The following is a 26,402-nucleotide window of genomic DNA, read 5'->3' as shown; positions in this document are numbered from 1 at the left end:
CACTTATAAGTACACTTATATTTAAGGAGTTTATAATGGCACAAATAACAATATATATAGATAATAAATTAGAAGAAAAAATAAAAGAAATAGCAAAAAATACAGGGCAATCCATAAGTAAATATATCTCGAGTGCAGTAGAATTAAAACTAAATAACGCTTGGGATGAAGATATAAAAAACTTAAGTGGTTCATGGAGTGATTTTCCAACCCTTAAAGATATAAGAAGTGATGTAAAAGATATAAAAAGAGAAGAATTTTAGATGTATTTATTAGATACAAATACAATAATTTATTTTTTTAAAGGGCAAGGGAATATCTCAAAAAATTTATTTAATGTCTCTCCCAAAGATATTTTTATTCCATCACTTGTTGTGTATGAACTTGAAGTTGGAATTGCAAAATCAAATGATAGTAAAAAAAGACAAGAACAATTAAAAAGAGTATTATCTCAAGTAAATATTATTGATTTTAGTGAAAAAGAAGCTATTGCCTCTGCAAAAATAAGAGCAGATTTAGAAAAAAAAGGAACACCAATTGGACCTATTGATATTTTAATTGCAGGTTGTGCAAAAGCTAATAATCTTATTTTAGTTACAAGAAATACAAAAGAGTTTCAACGAGTTGAGAATTTACAAGTGCTTGATTGGTATTAAAATGGTAGGAAAGCATAAGGATATTTTAATTACTGAAAAATCTACATACAGTGAAGATTTTAAAAAAATAGGATTTCTAAATGATTTTTATGATGAATTGATTGCGTATATTATTAATTCTATTGGTGAAAATAGAATTATAGAATTATTTGAAGATTACTGGAGTACTGAATATAATGATGAAAATCATGAGTATTATAGTATTCAATCAAATTCAATTGTTTTATTACTAAAACCATACTTTAATAACGAAGAACATGTAAATAATTTATTTGATTTTTTATTTGAAGATAGAGTTATTGTTTTTAATCATATATTTTTCCCTGAACATAATGGGCGAGATGCTTTTGATTACATGAAAATATTATCAAAATTAAAAAGAATATGGTTTAATTATTGTAAATTTAGTACAACTTATTTAGAATTAAACAATATCGAAGTGTTTTTTCAAGATTGTGATTTTTTTGATATATATTCGATTTCAAATAGTAAATTATTAACAAATACATCAAATGTAATATATCAAATGTGTATTTTTCATCAAGATATTCATATATCAAAAATGGACAATAAAGAAAATATTATTGAAAATACACTTTTTAGTGATTGTTATTTTAAAAAAGAGATAGATGCTGAAAATATAAATTTTGAAAAAGGACTATTTAACAATACAAAACATAACGAATATATTGAGATTAGTATAATTAAATTGATTAATTGTATTATTAATAATGACTTTATATTACAAGGTTATAAAATTCAGAATCTTGATTTGTCAGAAACTACATTTCTTAGAAAAACTAAAATTCAATATGGTGAGATTAAAATAGATGCAAATTTTTACAATACAAAATTTGAAGATTTAGCAGATTTTTATAGAACAAAGTTTTACAAAGTAAATTTTGAAAGAACAGATTTTAAAAACATAGCTGTATTTAGTGAAGCAGAATTTTCTTGCGATGTAGATTTTAAATATACAAAATTTTTAAGTACATCAATTTTTAGAGATACAATAATTGAAGAAGAATTGAATTTAAGAGATACAATTTTTAAAGAAGATGCTAATTTTTTAGATATTACTTCAAAATCAAGAAAAATTTATGATGAAGATAAAAATGATTATATTCATATTGGAGAATTAGAAGACATAAAAGTTTCAAATAGAGAAACAGCAAGAATTATCAAAAACTTTTTTGATAACTCAAACAATATTCTTGAAGCAAATAGATTTTATAAACTAGAAATGAAAAAGAGAGAAGAAGAGTTAGAAAAAAGTTTTAGTAAAGGTAGGAATATTTTTGAATACCTAATATTTAAATTTCATGGTTTAAGCTCTAATCATTCTCAAAATCCATTATTGGCATTTTTTTGGATATATCTATTTTCTATGTTTTATTCTTTTTTTGAATTTAATAGTAAAATGCAAGAATACAGTGATAAATTTCAATTTTCATATTTTGAAACAATATTTAAGAAAATTTCTTTAAATCAAGAGTTAGTTGTTCTGTTAATTATAATTGGAACAATATTTGTAATGGGACTAATATTTGCTTTAATTACTAAATTTAAAGAAATAGGACTTTATTCAATTTTTCTGTTATTTATTACAATTTTATATATTATTTATACAAAAGATTATTCTTTATCAATTGTTTCAAATAGTTTTAACCCTTTTTCAATTATGACAGGAAAAGATTCTTTGAATGTCATTACATTGATTTATAAAATAGTAATTGCATATTTAATTTATCAGTTCATTATTTCAATTAGACAAAATACAAGAAGGAATTAAATGCAAACAGTTGAACTAAAAATAACACCAAAAGATTGGATATATATCACTATTATTGGTGCATTTTTTGGATTTTTCATATCTTTATGTTTTTATTTTATAAGTTATGATTTACAAAATATTTCTACTATTATTTTTAGTACTGCAACTGCTATTTTTATCTCTTTATTTGCATTTTTTTTGATAACTATTTCGAATAAATTTATTCTTCCAAAAGTAAATAAAAAGTTTTGGTATTTGATTAGTTTTGTTTTCTCTTTTTTATCAGGATTTTTGGCTTTTAGTTTTTCTTTTATTCTTTTTTCTTTTGGTGATTTTAAAATTTTAAATATTATTTCCCCATTTTGGATTTATATTTCTATCACTATTGGATTTTTGACTTTTTTAGTTGGATTGATTTTGCATCAGTTTATTTCTATGAAATACAAAAATGAAGAGATAAAAACTCAAGTTTTAGAGACAAAACTGCGAGCTTTGGAAAATGAGCTAAATCCTCACTTTTTGTTTAATGCCTTAAATTCAATTTCAGAGTTGATTTATCAAGACCAAAAAAAAGCTGAAAAAGCAGTTATTGAAATATCAAAATTTTTACGAAATGCTATAAATAAAGAGAGTTTAATAAGCCTTGAAACAGAACTTTCGATGGTGAAAACTTATGTAAATATTGAAAATGTAAGATTTGATGAAAAAATCATTTTAAATATTGAAGATTTTAGTGAATTCAAAAATATTAAAATACCAAAGTTTTCAATTCAACTTTTGGTTGAAAATGCTATAAAACATGGATTTTTAGGAAAAACTCTAAATATAAATATAAAAATTTTAAAAGACAAAATATTAGTACAAAATGATGGAAAAATAGCTACCATTGTAAAGTTTGGAACTGGTTTATCAAATCTTCAAAAAAGATTAGAACTTCAAAAAGTTGGAAATCTAACATTTGAGATTTTAGACGAAAAAATGTTATTTATAATTGAATTAAAATAAAAGGATAAGATTTGAAAGTAATGATTGTTGATGATGAAAGTTTGGCTTTAAGCAGATTAAAAAGGTTATTAAATGAAAATGGAATTGAAGATATTACAGCATTTAATAATCCAATTGATGCTTTAAAAGAAATAACGAAAACAAAATTTGATGCTGTTTTTTTGGATATTTCTATGCCAAATATCACAGGACTTGAGTTGGCTGATTCTATTATTCAACTTGAGCCAAAAACTTTTATTATTTTTCAAACAGCTTATAGTGAATTTGCCCTTGAAGCTTTTAAAAGTGGTGGAATGGGATACTTGATGAAACCAATTGAGTCAAGTGATATAAAAAATATTTTAGAAAAAGTTAGAAGTTTTAGCGCTTCAACAAAAGAGGAATCAAAAAAAATCTTAGGAAAAAGAGGTGATAAACTCTATTTAATAGACATAAATGATATTTATTACATCAAAGCAGATTTAGATGAAGTAATCGTTCGAATCAAAGATGCAGACGCTTATGTAAGACGAAAAATAGGGGATTTAGAAACACTTTTAAATGGAAAAACCTTTTTTAGAGTTCACAGATCTTACATCGTAAATGTGGATAAAATCAAATCAATGAGAAGTGTTGAACAATCAAAATTAGAAATTTCTTTTGAAGGAATTAGTGAAATAGTCACAAGTTCAAAAGAGGGTGCAAAAGAATTTCGTGAGTATATCGAAAGAAGAAGTTTATAAATTAATCTATAAACCTACAAAATTTACCTACTAAACCTATCTTTATTTTTGTAAATTATCCTTGTATAAAATATTTGTACAAGGAGACAAAAATGCAAACATTTATAAAAAGTTCATATATCAATTGTGATATTAAATCTCTTTTTGATTTTCACTTAGATACAAATAATATATCAAATATTACACCAAAAGACACAAAAGTGGAACTCTTAACAAAAGATTTTAAACCACAAGTTGGACAAATTCTCAAAATAAAAAGTACAAAATATTTTATACCAATGATTTGGGAAGTTAAAATAGAAAAATTAGATGAGCCAAATTTACTGGTTGATTTAGCTTTAAAATCGCCTTTTGCTTTTTGGGAACATAAACATATATTTATCAAACATGGAAATATTTGTGAACTAAAAGATGTAATCACTTTTAAAATGCCATTTGGTTTTTTTGGAAGATTACTTGAGGGATTTGTAAAAAAAGATTTACAAAAAATGTTTGATTTTAGGCATAAAATCACAAAAGAAATCTTAGAAAAAAAAGAGGAAAAGTTTTGAAAAGAGCGATAGTTTTAATGAATATGGGCGGACCAAATAATCTTGGAGAAGTGAAAGTTTTTTTAAGAAATATGTTTAATGATAAATACATTATAGGAGCGCCTCAACCAATAAGAGCTTTAATTGGGCAAATAATAATTTCTAAAAGATTAAAAGAATCACAAGAAAATTACCGAAAATTAGGTGGAATGTCACCAATTGTTGGACATACAAAAAGATTGGTTCGAAGATTAAATAAAGAGCTTGGAGCTGATGTTTTTTATGAGATGAGATATACTCCACCATTTGCCTCTGATATAATGCCAAAACTTATTGGATATGATGAGATTTACGCAATTCCAATGTATCCACACTATTCAAGTACAACTACAAAATCATCTATTGAAGAGTTTATAAAAGTTGCAAAAAAATATAATCTTGATAAAAAAATCAAAACAATAGATAGTTATTATGACAATAAATTTTATAATAAAGCAATAGTTGAGCGAATAAAAGAGGCTTTAAAAGGGGAAAATTCAGAAGATTTTGAACTGATTTTTTCAGCTCATGGATTAACTCAAAAAATTATAGATAAAGGTGATTTATACCAAAAACATATTTTAGCAAATGTTGAATGTGCAAAAAAAGAGCTTGAAGAGCAAAATATCTCTTTCAAAAAAATCCATGTTGCATATCAATCAAGACTAGGACCAATGGAATGGTTGCGACCTTATATGGAAGATAAACTAAAAGAGATAAAATCAAAGGTAATAATCTATCCAATTTCGTTCACAGTTGATAATTCAGAGACGCAATATGAGCTTGATATGGAATATAAAGAAGTTGCACATAAACTTGGAATAAAAGATTATAGAGTGGCTCGTACGCCAAATAGTCATAGGTATTTTATCGAAGCAATTAGTGAAATTTATGAGGGAATGAAATAAATAAGAGAAGTTTAACTTCTCTTATTTTTTAGCAAAACTTCTATTATCATCTCTTTTAGTAGTTTTTTTCTTTTTAGCAGGTTTTTTTTCAGGAGCATTTGTTTTTGCATAACCAGTTTTTTTAGAAACTTTTCTAGCTTCAGCCATTTTTACGCTTAGTTGTTTTGGTCTTGCTTTAAATAGTCTTGGTTTTTTTTCAGTTGCTTCAAAACCTTCAACTTCTGTTCTTGGAATATTTATGATTAACTCTTTTTCAATGTCAATCATCATTTTGTAATCTTTTACACTTAGAAGGGTTAGTGCGATTCCAGCATTTCCAGCTCGTCCTGTTCTTCCAATTCTATGTGTATAATCAGTTACAGTCTCAGGTAAAGCATAATTTACAACTATTGGTAAAAGTTCAATATCAATTCCACGCGCAGCAATATCAGTTGCAACTAAAACTCTAATCTCACCTGATTTGAATTTTCTCATAACTTTTGCTCTTGCTGTTTGTCTAACATCTCCATGAATACAACCAGCAGTAAGACCGTCTAATTCTAAATGTTCAACTAAAGTATCAGCTTCTATTTTCATATTTACAAATACTAAAACTTGTGAATAATTTTTTGAACCAATGATATATGATAATGCAGCTGCTTTATTTGCTTCATCAACTAAAACTATTTGTTGGTCGATGATTTTTACAGCTGATCTTTGTTTTGCAACTTCAATTACAACTGGATCTGTTAAAAACTCTTTTGCAAGTTTTTTAACATTTTGATTCATAGTTGCAGAGAACATCATTATTTGTCTTTTTGGTCCAACATGAGGAAGAATTTTTTCAATATCTTCTAGGAATCCCATGTCAAGTAAAGTATCAACTTCATCGATTACAACAGTTGTTACACTTGATAAATCAACTGTTTTTTCTTTTAGGTGTTCCATCAATCTTCCTGATGTTGCCACTAAAATATCGATACCTTTTATGATTTTTTTTTCTTGTTCTTTTTTAGATACTCCACCAACCATAGCAATTGATGAGATATTATCCATATATTTTGAGAAGTCTTCAACCGCTTTTGATATTTGAGTTGCTAGTTCTCTTGTTGGAACTAAAATCAAAGCTCTAAGTATTGATTTGTTTGCTTGTTTTGTTTCTAGTAATTCCGTTAAAATAGGTAATAAAAATGCGGCTGTTTTACCTGTACCACTTTGTGCAGCTGCTAGAATGTCTCTTTTCTTTAAAGCAACTGGTATAGCTTTTTTTTGTATTTCCGTAGCTTCTTTATAATCTAAATCTTTTAAAGCACTTATGATTTTTTCATCTAAGTTCATTGATGTAAAAGTTTTAATATTGTTTCCTTTTAATCTTAATTTTAATCATTATAACTAAAAATAGATTAGTTTAAGTTATGGCTTTTTTTAAGCGCCTTTTAGCTTTTTTTGGCTAATATAAAATCCTTATTAAATAAATATTTGGATAAATAAAAATGACTGTTAAAATTACTTTACCATACGATAACTCTTATGAAATTTTTATAGATGAATTAAACGAACTATATTTTGATAGAAAAGTTGTGATTGTTACAAATCCAACTGTTAGTGGATTTCATTTAGAATATTTGAAATCAAAAATAAAAGCCAAAGAGCTTAGCGTTTGTACAATTCCAGATGGTGAAGAGTATAAACATATGCAAACAATCGAAGATATTTTATCTCATTGTTTTACTCAAAGACTTGATAGAAAGTCGCTACTTGTGGCTTTTGGTGGTGGTGTTATTGGAGATATGACAGGATTTGCAGCTTCTATTTATCAACGAGGTATTGATTTTGTTCAAATTCCAACAACTCTTTTAGCTCAAGTTGATGCAAGTGTTGGTGGAAAAACGGGAATAAATAATAAATTTGGAAAGAATTTAGTTGGTGCTTTTCATCAACCAATTGCTGTTTATATAAACCCAAGTTTCTTAAAAACTTTACCAAAAAGAGAATTTGGAGCAGGAGTTGCTGAAATTGTAAAAATGGCTGTTACTTTTAACAAAGATTTTTTTGAATGGTTAGAACAAAACGATTTAACAAAAGATGAAAATATCAGAACTGCTATTTTAAAATCCGTTCAAACAAAAGCAAATGTAGTTTCGCAAGACGAAAAAGAGTTAGGAATACGAGCTGCTTTAAACTATGGTCATACTTTTGGGCATGTGATTGAAAATGAAACAAATTACGATACATATTTACATGGTGAAGCTGTAGGAATTGGTATGTGTATGGCTAATGCATTAGCTGTAAAATTGGGATTTATGAGCGAAAATGAAGCATTAAGAGTAAAAAAATTACTTGAAAGTTATGATATTCCAACAACTTATAAAATTAAAGATATTGAAGACTTTTATGAACATTTTTTCTTAGATAAAAAATCTTTAAATAATAAAATAAAATTTATTTTACCTGTTGGTTTGGGTGATTGTAAAATCACAAACGAAGTTACAAAAGATGATGTTATAACTATATTAAAAGGTTTTTAAATTGATTAAAAAATTAGCATTATTACTATTTATTAGTTGCTTTTTATGGGCTGCTGAGAATAATGATACAACAACAATTAATAAAAATGATAAGGCAGAAGTTAAACAAATTGAGCAGAAAATCATAAATGATAAATATGAAGAGGCTCAAAAAGAGTTAGAAGTTAAAAAAAATCAAGAACTTGAAGATTTGAAAAGTAAAGAGCAAAATATGCAAAACATAGCTCAAATAAATATTTTACTTGAATCTATTTCAAAAATTGACTTTGAATTAAAAGATAATATTTTATTAAAAAGATATTCTAATTATCTTTCATATAGTAAGATTTCAACAGAACTTGCAGTTTTAAGAGATAATTTAAAAAGAAAAACAAATATTACAGATGAACAAACTTATCAGTTACACAATAAAATAAGAGTTAAAGAAAACGAATTAGAATTAATTGATGAATATAAAGGTTCGCCAATTGGTGGGCTTATTAATCCACCTGAAATTGATAAATATGAAAATATTACAAATCCTTTTGGAATAATAAATTCTTTATCACATATAAAAAAATTAGAGAATAATAAAAAAATATTTAAAACTTTAGAAAAAGATATAGATTCTCTAACTACAAAACTTGATGAAGAGTTACTTTTATATTTGGAATTATTTAATTTAGATCAAAAACCAGAATATAAAGAAAAAATTACTTATTTAGATAAAGAAAAAAAAGATTTTATAATGGTTTTAGAGATTGTATCTACAACTGAAGAAGTATATACAAGAAAAATCGAACAAGTTATTTTAGAGATTAAAAGCCTAATATCTCAACAAGTTCAAAAAATAGTTGTTATTTTCATAATAATTATAATTTTATTAGTAATTGCATTTTTAGTAAAACTAGCTTTAAAAAGATACTTTTCTCAAAATGAAAACTATTATATGATAAATAAAATAATCAATTTTACTTTGGTATTTTTGATTTTGATGCTGATTTTATTTTCATATATAGATAATGTTTCATATCTTGTAACAATTTTAGGATTTGCCTCTGCTGGTATTGCAATTGCTTTAAAAGATTGGTTTATGTCTATTTTTGGTTGGATGGTTATTGTAACATCAGGTTCAATTCAAGTAGGAGATAGAATCAAAGTTAGTAAGGGAAATGTTGAAACAGTTGGAGATGTTTTGGATATTTCTTTATTCAAAATCACAATTAGAGAAGATATTACTTTAACTTCATATACAACAAATAGAAGAACGGGAAGAATATATTTTATTCCAAATAACTATATTTTCTCAGAGTTAATAGCTAACTATACACATTCAGGTTTAAGAACAGTTTGGGATGGAATTGATATTGCCATTACTTTTGATTCAAATCATAAAAAAGCTCAAAAAATAGCAAGAGATATTTTAAAGCATTATTCAAAAGGTTATACAGATATTACAAGAAAACAACTTTCTAAAATGAGAAATAAATACCAATTGAGAGCAACAGGAGTAGAACCTAGAGTATTTACTTTTGTTGAACCTCAAGGTATTGTAATATCTTCTTGGTATTTAACAAATTCTTATGCAGCATTGGTTTTAAGAAGTACAATAAGTACAGAAATTTTAGATGCATTTATGAGAGAAGATGATATTCATATTGCATATCCTACACAACAAATTAATATAAATAGAACAGATAATCCTTATGGACCAGCATCAAAAAGTAAAAAAGTTCCAAAAGATTTGGAAGATGAAATTATACAAAGATAAATTAGGAAATAAATATATATGAATTTTTCACAAAATAAACCAAAAGTATATTTTAAAACTTTTGGTTGTAGAACAAATGTATTTGACACTCAAGTAATGATGAGTAATTTAAAAGATTTTGAAGTAACTCAAAATGAAAAAGATGCTGATGTAGTTGTAATAAACTCATGTACAGTTACAAATAGTGCCGACAGCACAGCAAGAGGTTATATAAGTGGCTTAAAAAAACTTCCCAAAGACCCAAGAGTAGTATTTACAGGTTGTGGAGTTTGGACAAAAGGTGAAGCACTTTTTAAAGAAGATAAAGTTGATTCTTTGTTTGGTCATTCAGAAAAAGAAAATATTAATGAACTTTTATTAAAAGAAGAAAGATTTTTTCAAGCTGGAGATTTAACTCATATTGATGAAACTATTGTTGAAGAGTTTATTGGGAAAAGTAGGGCATTTATCAAAATCCAAGAGGGTTGTGATTTTAGATGTTCATATTGTATTATTCCTTATGTACGAGGAGATGCAAGATCTTACACAGAAGATAAAATCCTAGAGCAAGTTACAACATTAGCGGCAAATGGTTTTGGAGAGTTTATTTTAACAGGAACAAATGTAGGTTCTTATGGTAAAAAACAACACACTTCATTGGCAAAACTTCTTAAAAAAATGGCTTTGATAAAAGGTGTTCGACGAATACGAATGGGAAGTATTGAACCTATTCAAATCGATGATGAATTTAAAGAACTTATAAATGAGCCATTTATGGCAAAACATCTTCATATTGCATTACAACACACTTCAAAAGAGATGTTACAAATAATGAATAGAAGAAATAAAGTTTTAAGTGATTTAGAACTTTTTGAGTTTTTAAGTTCAAATGGATATGCTTTAGGAACAGATTTTATTGTAGGACATCCAGGTGAAACTGATGAATTATGGGCTGATGCGATGCAAAATCTGCATAGATTTCCCCTAACTCATGTACATGCTTTTACATACTCAAAAAGAGATGGAACACCAAGTGCTACAATGAAACCTCAGATAAAAGGTGATATTGCAAAAATTAGATACAATGAATTAGTAAGTATAATTGATGAAAAAAACTTTAATTTTAGAAAAAATAATACGCAAAAATTAGAAATTTTAGTTGAATCAGTTAAAAATGGAAAATATCTAGGTTTAGATCAATTTTTCAATCAAATAGAAATAGATTCACCAGTTGATTTAGTTGGAGATTGGGTTTTTATAGATGATTATGAAGTAAAGGCTGATAAAAATGTCGCAAGATTCAAATAATAAGAATTTAGATAAAAATTTTAAATTAATGGCACTATCAGCAGTTGTTTTGCTGGTATTATTTATTTATACTATTTATAAAAGTAGTTCACATATAGCTGGAAGTTCTTATTATATAGGAATTATTTTTTTATTTATTTTACTTTTTTTAGCTTTATATATGAAAGTAAAACAAGAAAAAGTAAGAGCTTTTTTTAATCTAAATAAAAAAGAAACAACAGCTTTTGATGATGAAATCGTAAAAAGTAGAGTAAAAGTATCAAATGAAGATTTAAACTCAAATATTCAAGCAGTTACTTCAAATGTAACATTTAAAGATGTAGCTGGAATAAATGAGATTAAAGAAGAACTTGAAGAAGTTGTTGATTTTTTAAATAATCCAAAAAAATATCTTGAAGCTGGAATAAAACTCCCAAAAGGTGTTTTATTAGTTGGACCTCCAGGTGTTGGAAAAACTTTGATTGCAAGAGCTGTTGCAGGTGAAGCTGATGTTCCATTTTTTTATCAAAGTGGAGCTAGTTTTGTTCAAATTTATGTGGGAATGGGTGCAAAAAAAGTACGAGAACTTTTTGCAAAAGCAAAACAAAGTGCTCCTGCAATTATTTTTATTGATGAAATTGATGCCGTTGGAAAAGCTAGAAGTGGAAAATCAAATGATGAGAGAGAATCAACATTAAATGAACTTTTAACTCAAATGGACGGATTTGATGGAGATAGTGGAGTTATTGTAATTGCTGCAACCAATAAAATTGAAGTTTTAGATGATGCATTATTACGAGCTGGAAGATTTGACAGACGAGTTCATGTAGGTTTGCCAAATATAAATGATAGAAGAAAAATTTTAGAATTATATTTAAATAATAAAAATCATGAAATAAATATTGTTAAATTGGTAAATGAAACAGCTGGATTTAGTTCAGCAGCTCTTGCAACTCTTATAAATGAAGCTTTGTTAAATATGATTAAAAATAACAAAAAAATATTAGATGATAATGATATTTTAATTGCTAAAAATAAACTAGAGTTTGGTAAAAAACAGATAAAAATACTTGATGATAGACAAAAAGAGATTTTAGCTATTTATCAAGCTAGTAAAGCTTTTATTTCAAAAACAAAAGTTGCTTTATTTGATGAAAGTGTTCAAAAACTCAATTCTACTTATCCATCTTTTCAGGAATTATGTGAAAATATAAGAAGAGATTTAGCTGGATTTATTGGGGTTGAAGTAATCGAAAAAGAGAAATATGCAATAAATTATGAAGATTTAGAAAAAGCATCTAAAACAGCAAATGAGATTGTAAATAAATATAAAATGGTAAATTCAGTTGATGAATTGCTTACAGATATAAAAAATGATTTAAGAAGTGAATTGTCACAAAATATTGAAGAGATAAATAGATTAAAAGAAATTATGCTTAAAAATGAAGTAATAACTTTTGAAGACCTTTAATAAATTTTTTTCTGGTTTTTGTTTTTTTGAAGAATCAGAATTATTTGAAGAGTATTTAATAAAAAATGATTTCACTATTTCTGGATTTTCTTATGGTGCAATTAAAGCTTTTGAAGAGGCTTTAAATTCAGAAAAAAGAGTTGATAAACTTCAACTTTTTTCTCCAGCATTTTTTCAAAATTATGATGATAAATTTAAAAGAACACAACTTATGTATTTTAAAAAAGATGCAAATGTTTATTGTCAATCATTTTTACAAAATGTAATTTTTCCAAAAAAAATGGATATTTCAAAATATTTTAAATTAGGCACAATAGAAGAGTTAGAAGAGCTTCTTTATTATGATTGGAGTGAAGAAAAACTTCAAAAGATTGTAGATAAAGGTACAAAAATAGAAGTTTATTTAGGTGGAGTTGATAAAATAATTGATGCTTCAAAAGCAAAAGAATTTTTTAAAAACTTTGCAACAGTATATTATATAAAAGAAAAGGGACATTTATTATGAGTGAAAAAATAGCAAAAATAGGAATCGTGACAGCTTCTGATAGAGCAAGTGCTGGAATATATGAGGATTTATCTGGAAAAGCTATTATTGATACGATAAATAGCTATTTAAGCTCTCCTTGGGAACCTATTTATAGATGTATTGAAGATAATCAAAAAACTATTGAAAATACACTAAAAGATTTAGTTGATAATGAAAAGTGTTGTTTAGTGGTAACAACAGGAGGAACAGGACCAGCACTTAGAGATGTAACTCCTGAAGCTACCGAAGCTGTATGTGATAGAATGATGCCAGGTTTTGGAGAATTAATGCGTTCAGTTTCATTGAAATTTGTGCCAACAGCAATTCTTTCAAGACAAACAGCAGGTCTAAGAGGAAGTTCATTAATTGTAAATCTTCCAGGTAAACCAAAATCAATAAAAGAGTGTTTAGATGCAGTTTTTCCTGCCATTCCTTATTGTATTGATTTAATGGAAGGACCATTTTTAGTTTGTAATGAAGAAGTTATAAAAGCTTTTAGACCTAAAAAATAAAAGGGAAAAAGAATTTGAAAAATATATTTATTTCAATAATTATAACTTTAAGGCTAAAATCTTTTTTAATAAAATATATTGCTAAACTTTGATTATAAAATAAGGGATAAAATGAGTAATCTGTTTTCAAGAGGTATAAGTGAATTAAGAGATAAGTTAATAGATACATCAAGAAGAAATAAACTTATAAATTATAAACGACCTAATAAATCTAAAAACCTTCAAATAATAGATGAATCTGCTGAATTTATTTATAACTACTTAGTAAAAGAAGAAGGTAAATTTAAATTCAAATTTATTCCAGAACCATTAATATCAAAAGAAGATTTAGCAAAACTCGATGAAGAAATTAAAGAGCATAAAGAAGAATTAAAAGAAGCTACTATAAATGAAGATGAAGATGCTAAAAAACAATTAATATTTCTTATTGAAGGGTTAGAAGAAGAAAAAAAAGAGCTTCAAAGAGAAGCATTACTTACAGCTGAAGAAAGAGCAAAAGAATTAGGATATGATATTTCGAAAGAGCTTCCAGAAATTGATATTAATGATTCTGATGTAGAAGAAAAACATACAGATGACTCCTTACAAACTTTACACTATCCAAATGAAATGGAAAAAATATTAACATCAATTGAAAGAGATGCAAGAAGTATTATTGAAGAAACAGGTTCAAATATGCTTTATCTTGTACTTGGATTATTAAAATGGAAAGAAGCTAAGAATTCTGAACAATTTAATAGTTCTCCATTAATCAGTATTCCTATTGTATTGAACAAAGAAAAGAGAAACAATAAATATGAATTTACATTAGAATATAGTGGAGCTGGAATTGATACAAATAGGTCTTTAGCTGAAAAACTAAATAATGATTTTGAAATTATTCTTCCAGAACTAACAGAAGAACAAACATATTATGAATATTTAAAAGAAGTAAAAGAAGTAATCCAATATCAAAAAGAGTGGTCATTAAAACACGAAATTGCAATAGATTTTTTAAAATTTGGAAAAATCTTAATGTATCAAGATTTAAAGGAAGAAAATTGGCAAGATGGAACTCCTTTATCTGACAAAAAAATATTTATAGATATTTTTGAAGGAAAAGAAATATCTGAAGCATCTATGTTTGCAGAAGAGTATGACATAGATTCAGATAAATTAGCTAATAATATTTCTCTTGTAATGAATGCTGACTCATCTCAACATAGTGCTATCGTTGATGTATTAAATGGGAAAAATGTTGTAATCGAAGGACCTCCTGGAACTGGAAAATCTCAAACTATTTCTAATTTGATTGCTGTATTATTATCAGAAGGAAAATCTGTTTTATTCGTTTCAGAAAAACTTGCTGCATTAGAAGTTGTATATAAAAGACTCGATTCAATAGGTCTTTCTGATTTCTGTTTAGAATTGCACAGCAATAAATCACAAAAAACAAAAATATTAGAAAGCATAAAAAAAAGGGTAGAAACAAAATATAGTACTGTTGAGTATATAGAAACAACAATAGAACAAATTGAAGCAAAGAAAAAAGAATTAAAAGAATATATAGATTTATTGCATGAATCATATGGAGGAATAGAAAAGAAAGCCTATACAATTTTTTGGTTAGTTGAAAAATACAATAATTCATCTAAATATTTAAAATTTGATGTACTAAATGCCAATGAATATACTGCTTATAAATATTCAAATACTATTGAAGAATTAAAGAAATATAAAACATTTTTAAAAGAGTATGATTTTAATACATTTTACTGGAAAGGATTAGATACATTTAATCTAAATTTTGTTGATATAGATTCTTTTATAGAAACACTTAAAGTATTAAAAAACAATTTTATTTTTATTCAAAAAGAGTATGATTCTTTAAATATAAATATTTCAAATGAATATCAAGAGACTAAGAAAATATATGAATTTATAAAAGAATTTGATGAAGCTGATTTTAAAGATTTTTCAAAAGATATTTTGTCAAAAATGTTATTTAATACAAATGTATATAATGAATATCTGCATAACTATTTAAACATAAAAAATAAAATATCAGATATAACAAAAAATGTAGAAGGTTTAGAAACATACATTGAATTATTTGAAAAGACTATTTTAAATATAGTTAAAATTGATAAAATTTTAAAACATATAAAGAATGAAGCTAATCTATCAAACAATAAAAATATTGAATATATTTCTCAATTAAGTATAGGTATTACATATTTAACTCATATTAATTTAGAATTATATTGTGCAATAAATCAGAATTATTTAGATGTCTCTTTTTCTAAAAACTTTGATAATATGAAAAAAGATTTACTTCAATATGAAACCCTAAAAGATTCATTATCAACAGTCTCTAAAATTAGTGAGATAGATAATCTAATAGATGATGAAATAAATTCTATTCAAAAAATAATCGAAGAGAAGAAAAATTCATTTTTCAATTTCTTTTCGGGAGAATATAAACAATCAAAAAATAAAATTGAAAGTATGTTGCTAAATTCTTTACCAAGTGATAAAACAAAATGGAGTGAAATACTAAATCAAATAAAAGAATATGTTTTATTTAAGAATCAATTTAAACACAACAATGATTATATTCAATATTTTGGAAAGCTTTTTGAAGGAACTAAAACTAAAATAGATGATATTGAGAAATTACATAACTGGGTTTTAGTTATTAAAAAAGACATTAATATTACAGAAATTTTAACTTTATTATTAAGTGGAGATGATACAAAATATAATCTACTTAGATCATACAAAGATTCATTAACTGAAAATTTAGAATCATATAACGAATCATTAATTGAACTTGAAAAAAATTGTAATAAAAAGTTTTTAAAGAAACTCTATTATGATAAAAATGATGTAGACATTTTAGAATTAAAAGATAAATTAGAAAATATCAATAATGATATAGATAATTATATTTCATCAATTTATAAAAATACAAATATAAATAAGAACAATAATTTTAATGATGAATTATTTAATTTGTTAAAAAATAACTCTAATTTAGAAGAAATTTTTGATTCAGTTAAAAGATATGATATTGGTATAAATGACTTATTATTTAATTTTGAAGATTTTATGGGCTTTGCTAAAAAATTATCAATTTTATTAGAAGATAAAAGTTTTGATTTATCTGAACAAACATATGAATTAATTCTTAACACTAAAAACTTAATTGATTTCATCACTCAGTCTTCATTGGATACGAATTTACAAAATTGTTTATGTGAAAACTTTGAAATAATTAACACGCTTAAAGATATATCTAATATAGAAGACAGCATAAAAAAAGTTTATTTAGAAATAGAAAAAAAAGGAACTATAAATGATAGTTTTTTTGGAGAAAATATAAAAATTTCTGACTGTATAAATAAACTTGATGATGTTGATGAAAATAAAAAAACTTTATCTATTTGGATAAATTACAGACAAATAACTCATGATTTAATAAATCTTGGTTTAAATTCAATTGTTGAAAAACTTGAAGAGCAAACTTTACCAATAGATGAAATTGTAAAGAACTTTAAATATAATTTTTATCACACTTTACTAAAAGAAATATTTAGAAATAAACCAATATTTAATAGATTCAGTAGACTATCTCATGAACAAACGATTCAATCTTTTAATACTTTGGATTTAAAATTAATCGAGTTAAACAAAAAAAAAGTTGCTTATTTGACAAGTCAAAGAGAAATTCCTTTAGGTTATAAAGGAAATAGAAAAAGTGATTTAACAGAATTTAGCTTAATTGAACATCAATTAACTTTAACGAGAAGACATATTCCAATAAGACAATTAGTTTCAAGAGCATCTGGTGCTTTAAAAGCATTAAAACCTTGTTTTATGATGAGTCCATTATCTGTTTCTCAATATCTTCCACCTAATCAAGTTGAATTTGATGTTTTAATTGTAGATGAAGCATCTCAATTAAGACCAGAAGAAGCATTAGGTTCAATTGCAAGAGTTAATCAAATTGTAATAGTTGGAGACCCTAAACAATTACCTCCAACATCATTTTTTGATTCAATCGGAATTATTCCAGATGGAAATACTGTTGCAGCAGAAAGTGAATCTATTCTTGATATTTGTTTGAATTTATATAAACCTATTAGACAATTAAGATGGCATTATCGTTCTCAACATGAGAGTTTAATTGATTTTTCTAATCAACAATTTTATGATGGAAACCTTATTATTTTCCCATCTCCATCAAGTAAGAATAATGAAGAATTAGGAGTTAAATATCACTATATAGAAAATTCTGCTTATCAAAGTAGTAGAAATAAGGTAGAATCAAAAATTATTGTTGAACATTTAGAAAAACAAATGAAAAACTATCCAGATAAGTCAATTGGAATTGGAACATTTAACTCAACACAAAGAGATTTAATTCAAGATATGGTAGATGAAAGAGAAAAAGAATCTCCAATAATATCAAATTATATTGCTAAATGGTCTAAAACAAGTGAACCATTCTTTATTAAAAATCTTGAAAATCTTCAAGGGGATGAAAGAGATGTAATTTTAATTTCTACAACTTTTGGAAAAGATAAAGATACAGGAAGGGTCTATCAAAGATTTGGACCTATTAACTCTGATACTGGATGGAGAAGATTAAATGTTTTATTTACTCGTTCAAAACAGAAAATGGAAATATTCACATCAATGAAAAGTAGTGATATTATTATTTCAGAAACCAGTTCAAGAGGTGTTAGAGCATTAAAAGCATTTTTAAATTATTTAGAAAAAGGTGTTGTTTCTGAACTTCCAGAAATTACAAATAGAGATTTCGATTCTGAATTTGAAATATCTGTTTATAATATTTTAAAAGATTGTGGATTTGAATGTGTACCACAAGTTGGGGTTGCTGGATATTTTATTGATTTAGCTGTGTCAGCAATTAAAAACCCTACTGATTTTGTATTAGCCATTGAATGTGATGGAGCAACTTATCACTCATCTAAATCAGCAAGAGACAGAGATAGATTAAAACAAGATGTTTTAGAAATACTTGGTTGGAATGTGTACAGAATTTGGTCTGTTGACTGGTATAAAAATAGAGAAAATGAAATTTCTAAATTAATTAAAATAGTGAAAGAAGCACAAGCAAAATATAATGGTAAGAACCAATCTCTTTGTGTTCAAGAAATAGAAGTAAAAGAGATTAAATCATCAGAAAAAAATATTATTGAAGAAATCAAAAAAGAAAAAGAAGTTCCTTATCATAAAGAAGAAACTATTTCAAAACCTAATTATTTACAAGAATTTTTTCCTGATGAAAAGATAAAAGAAATGTTAATTAAATTAAGAGATGATGTTATATCACAAGATTTTGAAATAGATAGAAGATGTATATTATCTGATATGATGATAGAATTATTTGTTAAACATAAACCAATAAATATTGATGAATTTAGAGAAAAAATTCCAAAAAGATATAGAGATGAAAGAATTATTCATATAGAGCAATTAAAATATTTAAATGACATATTTGATGTATTGGAACTTGGTGATGAATAGGATTTTTTATTTTTATTTATAATTAATGTATAAAACAAAGTAATTGTTGTAGTAATAATTGTTGCTTTAGTTTACTGGCAGTATTTTATTTAGAAAAAGTCTTAGCTTTTAAAGCTAGGATTTTTTAACTTATAAATTTTTCATATTAATGTTATACCCTTTTAGATATAATCGCCCAATGCAAAATATACTAAAAAAACTAGACTTAATTGATTACATTGATAGTTTTTCAAAGCTTATGGCTAGAGAAAAATCTATTATTTTAGAAGGTGATATAAACCTTCACTATAAACTTATAAATGAGTTATCAAAATTTGACATAAAAGCGCCAAATAAAATTGAGAATTTAGATAGTGCTTTGATGCATATTCAAAAACAAGGTATTTTAAAAATTGATGATATTTTTGAATTTATCAAAATAATAAATTATTTTAGATATTTAAAAAGATTTTCTTTTGACGGAAAACTTTTTGAATGGATTGATAAGATTAGCATTCCAAATGATATTTTAAAAATTTCAGATTATTTTGATGATAAAGCAAATCTAAAAGATGGAATAAATGAAGATTTTGACAATATAAAATATGCAATTTCAAAAAATAAAGAAACAATCAAACAAAGCCTTTACAAGATTATTAACTCTACAAAAGTAAGAAGTTATCTTGTAGATTCACAAGTTCATTATATAAATGGTGAAGAAGCTTTATTGGTTCGAGGTGGATTTAATCATGTTTTAAATGGTTCAGTAATTGATCGTTCTAATTCTGGATTTTTTTATGTTGTTCCTCATAGTATTAGTGAATTAAAACAAAAACAAAGTGATTTACGAAATAAACAAGAAGAGATTTTATATAAAATATGTAAAGAAATTTCATCTTTATTTGAAAAAAATCTACTGTTTTTGAAGTTTATAAATAAAGAGTTTGATAAATTTGACCATTATCAAGCAAGACTATTTTTTGCAAAAGCAGGGGATAAAAACTTTATTCTTCCATCAAAAAGTGGTACAAATAAACTTGTGGATTTTTGTCATCCAGCATTAAGTAATCCAAAACCTATAAGTATTGATTTTACAAAATCAGTTGTTATGATTACAGGAGTAAATGCAGGAGGAAAAACTATGATGTTAAAATCTATTTTATCAGCCGTTTTCCTTTCAAAATATTTGCTTCCATATAAAGCTCACCACGATACAGTTGTGAGTAACTTCAAATCAATAAATGCAGTTTTAGATGATCCTCAAAGTGTAAAAAATGATATTTCTACATTTGCAGGGCGAATGGTAGAGTTTTCAAAACTTTTTGCTTCAAGAAATGCAATAGTTGGAGTTGATGAAATAGAACTGGGAACGGATTCAGATGAAGCCGCTAGTTTATTTAAAGTAATAGTTGAAGATTTAATCCAAAGAGATATAAAAATAATTATCACAACTCACCACAAAAGATTGGCTGCTTTAATGGCTTCAAATGAAAATGTAGAATTAATCGCAGCTCTTTATGATGAAGAGAACCGAAAACCAACTTATGAGTTTTTACAAGGAACAATTGGACGGTCATATGCCTTTGAAACAGCCACAAGATATGGGATTCCTATTAGTGTTGTAAATAGAGTAAGAGAAGTTTATGGAGATGATAAAGATAAGTTAAATGAACTAATTGAAAGAAGTAGTTCTTTAGAGCGAGAATATAAACAAAAAATTGCAAAACTTGATGATGAAATTGCCAATATGCAAAGAATTTCAGGAAATCTAAAAGACCAAAAAGAAAAACTAGATGAACATATTTATTCTGAAAAATCAAAACTTCATAAAGAGTATAACGATGCTAGAGATGAAGCAAAAAAAGCAATAAAAGCAAAACTTGTGGGAGAATCTCATCAACATTTAAATGTTGCTCATAAAATGGCTGTTGAAATAAAAACTGAAAAAGTTCAAGAAGCTGTGGAATTAAGTATTGGTGATAGAGTAAAATATCGAAATACAAAAGGAACAATTGTTTCAATCAAAGGTGCAAAAGCATTTATTGAAAATGATATGGGAATGAAAGTTCAAGTTCTTTTAGCAGACATAAGTAGAAGTGGAAATCCACCTCCAAAGATTCCCACAAAAAAAGCAACTATAACTATTGAAAAACCAGAAACAGGAAATATAAAACTAGATTTACATGGACAAAGAGCCGAAGAAGCCCTTGAAAATCTTGATAAATTTCTAAGTGATGCACTTCTTGCTGGTTTTGAAGAGGTTTTAGTTTATCATGGAATTGGAACAGGGAAACTAGCATTTGCCGTAAAAGAAGCTTTAAAACAACATCCAAAAGTTAGAGGTTTTGAAGATGCCCATCCAAGTAGTGGTGGTTTTGGAGCTAAAGTAGTTAAACTATAAGTTTAGCTACTTTAGTCATTTTCTTAATTTAATTAAGAGATGTGAATGAATTAATAACACAATCCATTCTTTCTTCTAAATCACTAGCCTCTAAATTCATATAATCTGTCTGTATTTTATAAACTAATTTATTATTATATTTAAATTCAAACATTAAATATCCAGCATAAAGTTTTGCTTCTTTATTTTTTTTACCCTTATCTTCTTTGTCATTTTCATAGACATAATAATTTATTAAGACTTTTTTATCATTTTTGTTTATATTAAGATTTAAATTTAAGTCTTTATCAAGATATTTCTCAATAATTTTTTCTAGTTTTTCATCACTTTGTTCTTTTGATAAAATATTAATTAAATGACTTTTCATATATTTTGAATATTCAACATATGAACTTATTTCATAATTATTTGATTTTAAAGATTTAATAGCATCTTTTATTGGTTCTTTAAAAAATATTTCTTCAAAAGTAGTTGTATTTGTTTGACACTCTAATCTTTTTATTTTTGAACTTTTACTAACTTCTTTAAATACAGCATAAAAAATTACACTTAATAAAACTATGATGATTATAGAAACGATTCTATTCATTTATTATCCTTTGTCTTGATATTATCAAAATAAAGAATAATAAGTCAAGCTTATTTAAATATCATAAATAAATATAATAATTATTTGCTTTTTGAGATATTTAAATTAATAGATGAACTACTATTTTCGATTTTATTTGTTATAACAATTTGTTTAGAATTTATTCCTTTTTCTTTTATTAAATAGTTATTTATATTTGTTACTCTTGATTTTGCTATTTTTTCTAAGTCTGCTATTTTTATATTTTCTTTTTGAATTAATGCTTCAATTTCTTCTCTTTTTAGATTTCTATCATCATCTTTTCTTGCTAAATAGTTTGCTTTTTTAAGTGCATAAGTTTCATCATTTTCTTTATATGAAGCTGTTAATTCAATAGCTATTTCACTTTTTGATTTTAGAATTTGAGCAATTTTATCTAAAGTCTCTTTTTGAATAGGTCCAACTTCTTGCTCTAATGGAGCAAATTTTACAGTTTTTATCTCATCTTCGCTAAAGTTAAATAATGCCCCAAGAAGAGAAAAAGGCGCTGTTACAGCTTTTGTCATTAGATTTATAAATGCGTTCCAAACAATAGAACCTATTGCAAATTGCGGGTCATCCACATTTCCTGAAACAGGAAGATTTATATCAATAATACCTTGTGAATCTTTTAATAAAGTAATAGCAATATCCAAAGGTAAAGATATTGCATCAGGACTTTCCACTTTATCTCCAAGTTCTAATTTTGTGATAACTATATTGTTTTTTGCTTCAAGATTTGATTTTTCAATATTATATTTTAAATCCAAATCTAATTTCCCATCTTTTATTTCTCTACCTACAAATTTACCAGAATAAGGAGTGAAATTTTTAATTGCGATGTTATTAAAAATTAGATTTATATCTGTTAATATTTTTATATTATCTGGATGTACAATTCCGGTAATCTTCGCAACTCCATATTCATCAACTACACCTTTTACTTCTAAATCTGTAGTTCCTGATCTTGTGTTTTTAAACTCTGAAATTTTCCCATTTAGTTTTGTAACAGTTGTTTTAAAAGGAAGTGGTAAGTTTTTATCTTCAAAAGTAAATATTGCATTTGTAATATTCATAGGTCCAATATCAATTTTTGTTTTTGGTGATTTAGTTTCTTGTTTATTCTTATTTGTTTCTACTTCTGTAGTAATTTTAGGTTTTTCAACACTTTTTTCTTCTATTTTTACAAAATCTTTTTTAGCCAAAATTACAGAAATATTTGGTTTATTTAGATTCGTATTTTCTATTTTAAAACCTTTTTTAGAATTAGAAAGTTTTTTTATAACTAAATCCAAATTTTTTGCTTCTATTTTTGTTTTATCACTTGTATTTAAAAAATCAAGATTTGATTCAAGAAGTTTTATTGAACTTATTGATAAATCATCTTTGTTATTTATCAAATTATCAACTTGGAGCTGAATATCTTTTACATTTAATTCTATATTATTTATTTTATCACTCATTTTTACAGATGGTTTGATAAGTTTTACAGTTTTTACTGAAATAACTTCATTATCAAGTAAAAAAGTATTTACATTAAGATTTAAATTTGAAGCATTTATTTGCATTTTTGATTTTGTATCATCAAAGTTAAGAGTTGAGCTTTTTAAACTTATATCATCAAAAGAAGTTTTATTATTCGCAATTTTTAATTTATTAAGAGATATATTTGTATTGTTTGATGAAATAAATAAATTATTTTTATTATCATCATATGAAAGTGTTGGAGCTTTTAAAAGTAAGTTATCCAAATTTATATCTGAATTTACTATTTTTAAGTTATCTAAGTTTATATTAAAAGCTTTGCTTTGAGCTGTATTATTATTTATTTTATCAGCAAAACTAAAATCACTATTATTTAATCTAAAATTTGATAGATTTATATTCCAAGGTTTTGATATTTCTTCTGTTTTAGTGCTTTTAATAGTAGGCATTTCATCTTGTTTTTCAACTTTTGTTGTATTTTTTTCTTTAATAAGTTTTGCAAAATTTATCCCATTTTTATCTGAAATCATATTTACTTTTAAGGTATTAAAATCAATATTATCAAAATTTATATCTTGTTTTTGTAAGTCAAAGGTAAAAGTTTTAATATCAAGTTTATCAAGACTTGCTATTGAAGTTTTGTTTTGATTAAGATTTATTTTATTAAACTCAAATTTATCACTTCTTAGTTGTAAAGCTAAATCTTCAGTAGTATCAAGGTTATAATTTAGTATTAAATTTAAATTTGCTTCTTCATTTATATCAAAATTAAAGAAATCTTTTTTATAAGCTAATAACTCTTTTATTCTTAAATCTTCAATAGAAATTTTCCCATAGGCTTTAAATGGTACTAAATTAAAAGCTCCACCTATTGAAATATTTGTATGTTCATTTAGTTTAAAATTTAAATCATTTGATGAAAGAATATTTTTATAAGTTCCCAAATCATATAAAGTATAATTTATATTATTTAAGTCTAATGAATAAGGAATATCATCTTCTTTTGCATATCTTATATTGGCATTGTCAAGTACAAACTTTGAAACTAAAAAATCAATATTTGAAGAAGTAGTTGGTTTTTCTTCCTTTTTTTCATCCATTGGTAATGGTTTTATAAGTTTTGTTAAATTTATACTTCCATCTTTTTCTTCAAGAATATTTACAAAAGCATCTTTTAACACAATATCTTTGAAGCTAATATTTAGATTTTTTATTGATTTCAAAAAAGCAAACTTTACAGCAAATTCTTTAAAATATATTGTGGTTGTATCTTTCTCATCTGCTAATCTAAAATTATAAATTACTACTTTAAAGGTAAAAGGATTAAACTCAATTTTTGCAATATTTGTTTTTTGAGTTAGATTTTCATCTAAATTTTTGATTAATTCATTTTTTAAAACAACAGGAATAAGTGTAAATCCTACTATTGCATATATTGCTAATACAAAACAGAGCCAATAAAATGATTTTTCTAATTTTTTCATAAAAGACCTTTGTGATTAAATAATAATAAATAATTCTTTTTTAATAAATTTTATTATAACAAAATAAAGTTAAGTTAGCTAAAATTCCCCACAACCAAAAGGATATATAAATGACTATTATAGAATTATTTCAAAAATTATTAAGATTCAAATCATTAACTCCAAAAGATGATGGGGCATTTGATTTTATAGAAGAATATTTAGGTGACACATGGACTTGCATAAAAATTGATATGGAAGATGTAAAAAATAGATTTTATTATAAAAAATTCAACGCCAATCCACAACATCTTTGTTTTGCAGGGCATATTGATGTAGTTCCTGTTGGTGAGGGCTGGATGATTGACCCCTTCTCAGCTGATGTTGTAAATGGAGTAATAAGTGCAAGAGGTGCCCAAGATATGAAAAGTGGAGATGCTGCTTTTTTATATGCTTGTAAACACGCTCAAAATTTTGATGGAACATTAAGTATTTTAATGACAAGTGATGAAGAGGGTGAGGGAACTTATGGAACTATAAAAATGCTTGAACATTTAAAAGAAATAAATATGATTCCAAACTATGCAGTTGTTGCAGAACCCACTTGTGAAGAGGTTTTTGGTGATGCCATAAAAGTAGGACGAAGAGGAAGTATAAATGGATATTTAACAATCCAAGGAAAACAAGGACACGCAGCATATCCAGAAAAAGGAATAAATCCAGTTCATCAAATAGCCTCACTTTTAGAAAAAATTGCAGGATATGACTTGGATAATGGAGATGAATATTTTGCTCCAAGTAAACTAGTAATCACAGATATAAGAGCAGGAATGCAAGTAACAAATGTAACACCAAATAAACTAGATTTGATGTTTAATGTACGAAACTCAACAAACACAAAAAAAGAAGATGTAGAAGCCTACATAGAAAAAATATTTGGACATCTAAACTATACTTTAAGAACAACACAAGGCTCATATCCATTTGTAACAAACAAAGAATCAAAAGTGGTTCGTGCAATGGAAACTTCAATCAAAGAAGTTTTAGGAGTAACAACAAAACATAGCACAGCAGGTGGAACAAGTGATGCCAGATATTTTGGAGCATTTGGAATCGAAGCTATAGAGTTTGGAGTTATAAACGATACTATTCATAGTATTGGGGAGAGAACTACTGTTAAAGAAGTTGAGGGATTAACGGCTGTGTTTGAGGATTTGATTAAGAAGTTTTAGATGTACTTAAAAGTTTAACAATATAGCCTCAAAA

Annotated in this window: 19 protein-coding genes; 16 read left to right on the top strand and 3 right to left on the bottom strand. The window is 25.6% G+C overall.

All coding sequences use genetic code 11. The features are described from left to right. Window positions 1–35 precede the first annotated feature (35 nt). From B0174_RS04910 to hemH, 7 genes are all read left to right on the top strand, one after another. Window positions 36–263 (top strand): CopG family transcriptional regulator, encoded by a 228-nt coding sequence (locus B0174_RS04910; protein WP_108558543.1) that lies wholly within the window; start codon window positions 36–38, stop codon window positions 261–263. After that, window positions 264–656, top strand: a complete 393-nt coding sequence (locus tag B0174_RS04905) for a type II toxin-antitoxin system VapC family toxin (RefSeq protein WP_108558542.1) — start codon at window positions 264–266, stop codon at window positions 654–656. A gap of 1 nt (window position 657) precedes the next feature. Then, on the top strand, window positions 658–2,448 hold the full coding sequence (locus B0174_RS04900; protein WP_133174791.1) for a pentapeptide repeat-containing protein: 1,791 nt from the start codon (window positions 658–660) through the stop codon (window positions 2,446–2,448). Then, the gene (locus B0174_RS04895; RefSeq protein WP_108558540.1) at window positions 2,449–3,435 is read left to right on the top strand and encodes a sensor histidine kinase; all 987 of its coding nucleotides are present in this window, start codon (window positions 2,449–2,451) and stop codon (window positions 3,433–3,435) included. Window positions 3,436–3,455: 20 nt separating this feature from the next. Next, on the top strand, window positions 3,456–4,157 hold the full coding sequence (locus B0174_RS04890; protein WP_228156418.1) for a LytR/AlgR family response regulator transcription factor: 702 nt from the start codon (window positions 3,456–3,458) through the stop codon (window positions 4,155–4,157). A 92-nt stretch (window positions 4,158–4,249) separates the two neighbouring features. Next, window positions 4,250–4,708, top strand: coding sequence for an SRPBCC family protein (locus B0174_RS04885; protein WP_108558538.1), 459 nt, complete (start codon window positions 4,250–4,252; stop codon window positions 4,706–4,708). After that, window positions 4,705–5,634: a ferrochelatase gene (hemH, locus tag B0174_RS04880; RefSeq protein WP_108558537.1), complete on the top strand. Its 930-nt coding sequence runs from the start codon at window positions 4,705–4,707 to the stop codon at window positions 5,632–5,634. Before B0174_RS04885 ends, hemH begins: the two co-directional genes overlap by 4 nt. 21 nt (window positions 5,635–5,655) lie before the next feature. Here hemH and B0174_RS04875 read toward each other — a convergent pair whose 3' ends face one another. Further along, entirely contained in the window at window positions 5,656–6,951 is a 1,296-nt protein-coding gene (locus B0174_RS04875; protein ID WP_108558536.1) for a DEAD/DEAH box helicase, read from the bottom strand. Window positions 6,952–7,106: 155 nt separating this feature from the next. On the opposite strand from B0174_RS04875, the gene aroB reads away from it, so the two are divergent. The 8 genes from aroB (at window position 7,107) to B0174_RS04835 (ending at window position 21,581) form a co-directional block, all read left to right on the top strand. Next, window positions 7,107–8,141 carry a 3-dehydroquinate synthase gene (gene aroB, locus B0174_RS04870; protein ID WP_108558535.1) on the top strand — a complete coding sequence of 345 codons (1,035 nt, stop codon included), beginning with the start codon at window positions 7,107–7,109 and terminating at the stop codon, window positions 8,139–8,141. Between the two features lies 1 nt (window position 8,142). Continuing rightward, window positions 8,143–9,891, top strand: coding sequence for a mechanosensitive ion channel domain-containing protein (locus tag B0174_RS04865; protein ID WP_108558534.1), 1,749 nt, complete (start codon window positions 8,143–8,145; stop codon window positions 9,889–9,891). An 18-nt stretch (window positions 9,892–9,909) separates the two neighbouring features. Further along, a complete protein-coding gene (gene mtaB, locus B0174_RS04860; RefSeq protein ID WP_108558533.1) occupies window positions 9,910–11,178 on the top strand; it encodes a tRNA (N(6)-L-threonylcarbamoyladenosine(37)-C(2))-methylthiotransferase MtaB in 1,269 nt (422 codons plus the stop codon). Next, window positions 11,159–12,628 (top strand): AAA family ATPase, encoded by a 1,470-nt coding sequence (locus B0174_RS04855; protein ID WP_108558532.1) that lies wholly within the window; start codon window positions 11,159–11,161, stop codon window positions 12,626–12,628. Before mtaB ends, B0174_RS04855 begins: the two co-directional genes overlap by 20 nt. Continuing rightward, on the top strand, window positions 12,615–13,133 hold the full coding sequence (gene bioV, locus B0174_RS04850) for a pimelyl-ACP methyl ester esterase BioV (RefSeq protein ID WP_108558531.1): 519 nt from the start codon (window positions 12,615–12,617) through the stop codon (window positions 13,131–13,133). The genes B0174_RS04855 and bioV overlap by 14 nt, the downstream gene beginning before the upstream one ends. Continuing rightward, window positions 13,130–13,666, top strand: a complete 537-nt coding sequence (gene mog, locus B0174_RS04845; protein ID WP_108558530.1) for a molybdopterin adenylyltransferase — start codon at window positions 13,130–13,132, stop codon at window positions 13,664–13,666. The genes bioV and mog overlap by 4 nt, the downstream gene beginning before the upstream one ends. 111 nt (window positions 13,667–13,777) lie before the next feature. Beyond that, on the top strand, window positions 13,778–19,201 hold the full coding sequence (locus B0174_RS04840) for a DUF4011 domain-containing protein (RefSeq protein ID WP_108558529.1): 5,424 nt from the start codon (window positions 13,778–13,780) through the stop codon (window positions 19,199–19,201). A gap of 178 nt (window positions 19,202–19,379) precedes the next feature. Then, window positions 19,380–21,581 carry an endonuclease MutS2 gene (locus B0174_RS04835; protein ID WP_108558620.1) on the top strand — a complete coding sequence of 734 codons (2,202 nt, stop codon included), beginning with the start codon at window positions 19,380–19,382 and terminating at the stop codon, window positions 21,579–21,581. 28 nt (window positions 21,582–21,609) lie between these two features. Here B0174_RS04835 and B0174_RS04830 read toward each other — a convergent pair whose 3' ends face one another. Continuing rightward, window positions 21,610–22,170 carry a hypothetical protein gene (locus B0174_RS04830; protein WP_108558528.1) on the bottom strand — a complete coding sequence of 187 codons (561 nt, stop codon included), beginning with the start codon at window positions 22,168–22,170 and terminating at the stop codon, window positions 21,610–21,612. A gap of 80 nt (window positions 22,171–22,250) precedes the next feature. Next, on the bottom strand, window positions 22,251–25,157 hold the full coding sequence (locus B0174_RS04825) for a DUF748 domain-containing protein (RefSeq protein WP_108558527.1): 2,907 nt from the start codon (window positions 25,155–25,157) through the stop codon (window positions 22,251–22,253). A 110-nt stretch (window positions 25,158–25,267) separates the two neighbouring features. On the opposite strand from B0174_RS04825, the gene dapE reads away from it, so the two are divergent. Beyond that, window positions 25,268–26,368 (top strand): succinyl-diaminopimelate desuccinylase, encoded by a 1,101-nt coding sequence (gene dapE / locus B0174_RS04820; protein WP_108558526.1) that lies wholly within the window; start codon window positions 25,268–25,270, stop codon window positions 26,366–26,368. The last annotated feature ends 34 nt before the right edge of the window (window positions 26,369–26,402 follow it).

The sequence above is a fragment of the Arcobacter caeni genome, from assembly GCF_003063245.1.
GTDB classification, from domain to species: Bacteria; Campylobacterota; Campylobacteria; order Campylobacterales; family Arcobacteraceae; genus Aliarcobacter; species Aliarcobacter caeni.
Note: the sequence above shows the minus strand (reverse complement) of the source record. Positions and strands in the feature narration are given on the sequence as shown.

Excerpts from the sequence above, each read along its gene's own strand:
- B0174_RS04875 (WP_108558536.1), bottom strand. The coding sequence starts at position 6,951 with ATGAACTTAGATGAAAAAATCATAAGTGCTTTAAAAGATTTAGATTAT.
- B0174_RS04910 (WP_108558543.1), top strand. The coding sequence starts at position 36 with ATGGCACAAATAACAATATATATAGATAATAAATTAGAAGAAAAAATA.
- dapE (WP_108558526.1), top strand. The coding sequence starts at position 25,268 with ATGACTATTATAGAATTATTTCAAAAATTATTAAGATTCAAATCATTA.
- B0174_RS04835 (WP_108558620.1), top strand. The coding sequence starts at position 19,380 with ATGCAAAATATACTAAAAAAACTAGACTTAATTGATTACATTGATAGT.
- mtaB (WP_108558533.1), top strand. The coding sequence starts at position 9,910 with ATGAATTTTTCACAAAATAAACCAAAAGTATATTTTAAAACTTTTGGT.
- B0174_RS04825 (WP_108558527.1), bottom strand. The coding sequence starts at position 25,157 with ATGAAAAAATTAGAAAAATCATTTTATTGGCTCTGTTTTGTATTAGCA.
- mog (WP_108558530.1), top strand. The coding sequence starts at position 13,130 with ATGAGTGAAAAAATAGCAAAAATAGGAATCGTGACAGCTTCTGATAGA.
- B0174_RS04895 (WP_108558540.1), top strand. The coding sequence starts at position 2,449 with ATGCAAACAGTTGAACTAAAAATAACACCAAAAGATTGGATATATATC.
- aroB (WP_108558535.1), top strand. The coding sequence starts at position 7,107 with ATGACTGTTAAAATTACTTTACCATACGATAACTCTTATGAAATTTTT.
- B0174_RS04830 (WP_108558528.1), bottom strand. The coding sequence starts at position 22,170 with ATGAATAGAATCGTTTCTATAATCATCATAGTTTTATTAAGTGTAATT.
- B0174_RS04900 (WP_133174791.1), top strand. The coding sequence starts at position 658 with ATGGTAGGAAAGCATAAGGATATTTTAATTACTGAAAAATCTACATAC.
- B0174_RS04855 (WP_108558532.1), top strand. The coding sequence starts at position 11,159 with ATGTCGCAAGATTCAAATAATAAGAATTTAGATAAAAATTTTAAATTA.
- B0174_RS04840 (WP_108558529.1), top strand. The coding sequence starts at position 13,778 with ATGAGTAATCTGTTTTCAAGAGGTATAAGTGAATTAAGAGATAAGTTA.
- B0174_RS04905 (WP_108558542.1), top strand. The coding sequence starts at position 264 with ATGTATTTATTAGATACAAATACAATAATTTATTTTTTTAAAGGGCAA.
- B0174_RS04885 (WP_108558538.1), top strand. The coding sequence starts at position 4,250 with ATGCAAACATTTATAAAAAGTTCATATATCAATTGTGATATTAAATCT.
- B0174_RS04890 (WP_228156418.1), top strand. The coding sequence starts at position 3,456 with ATGATTGTTGATGATGAAAGTTTGGCTTTAAGCAGATTAAAAAGGTTA.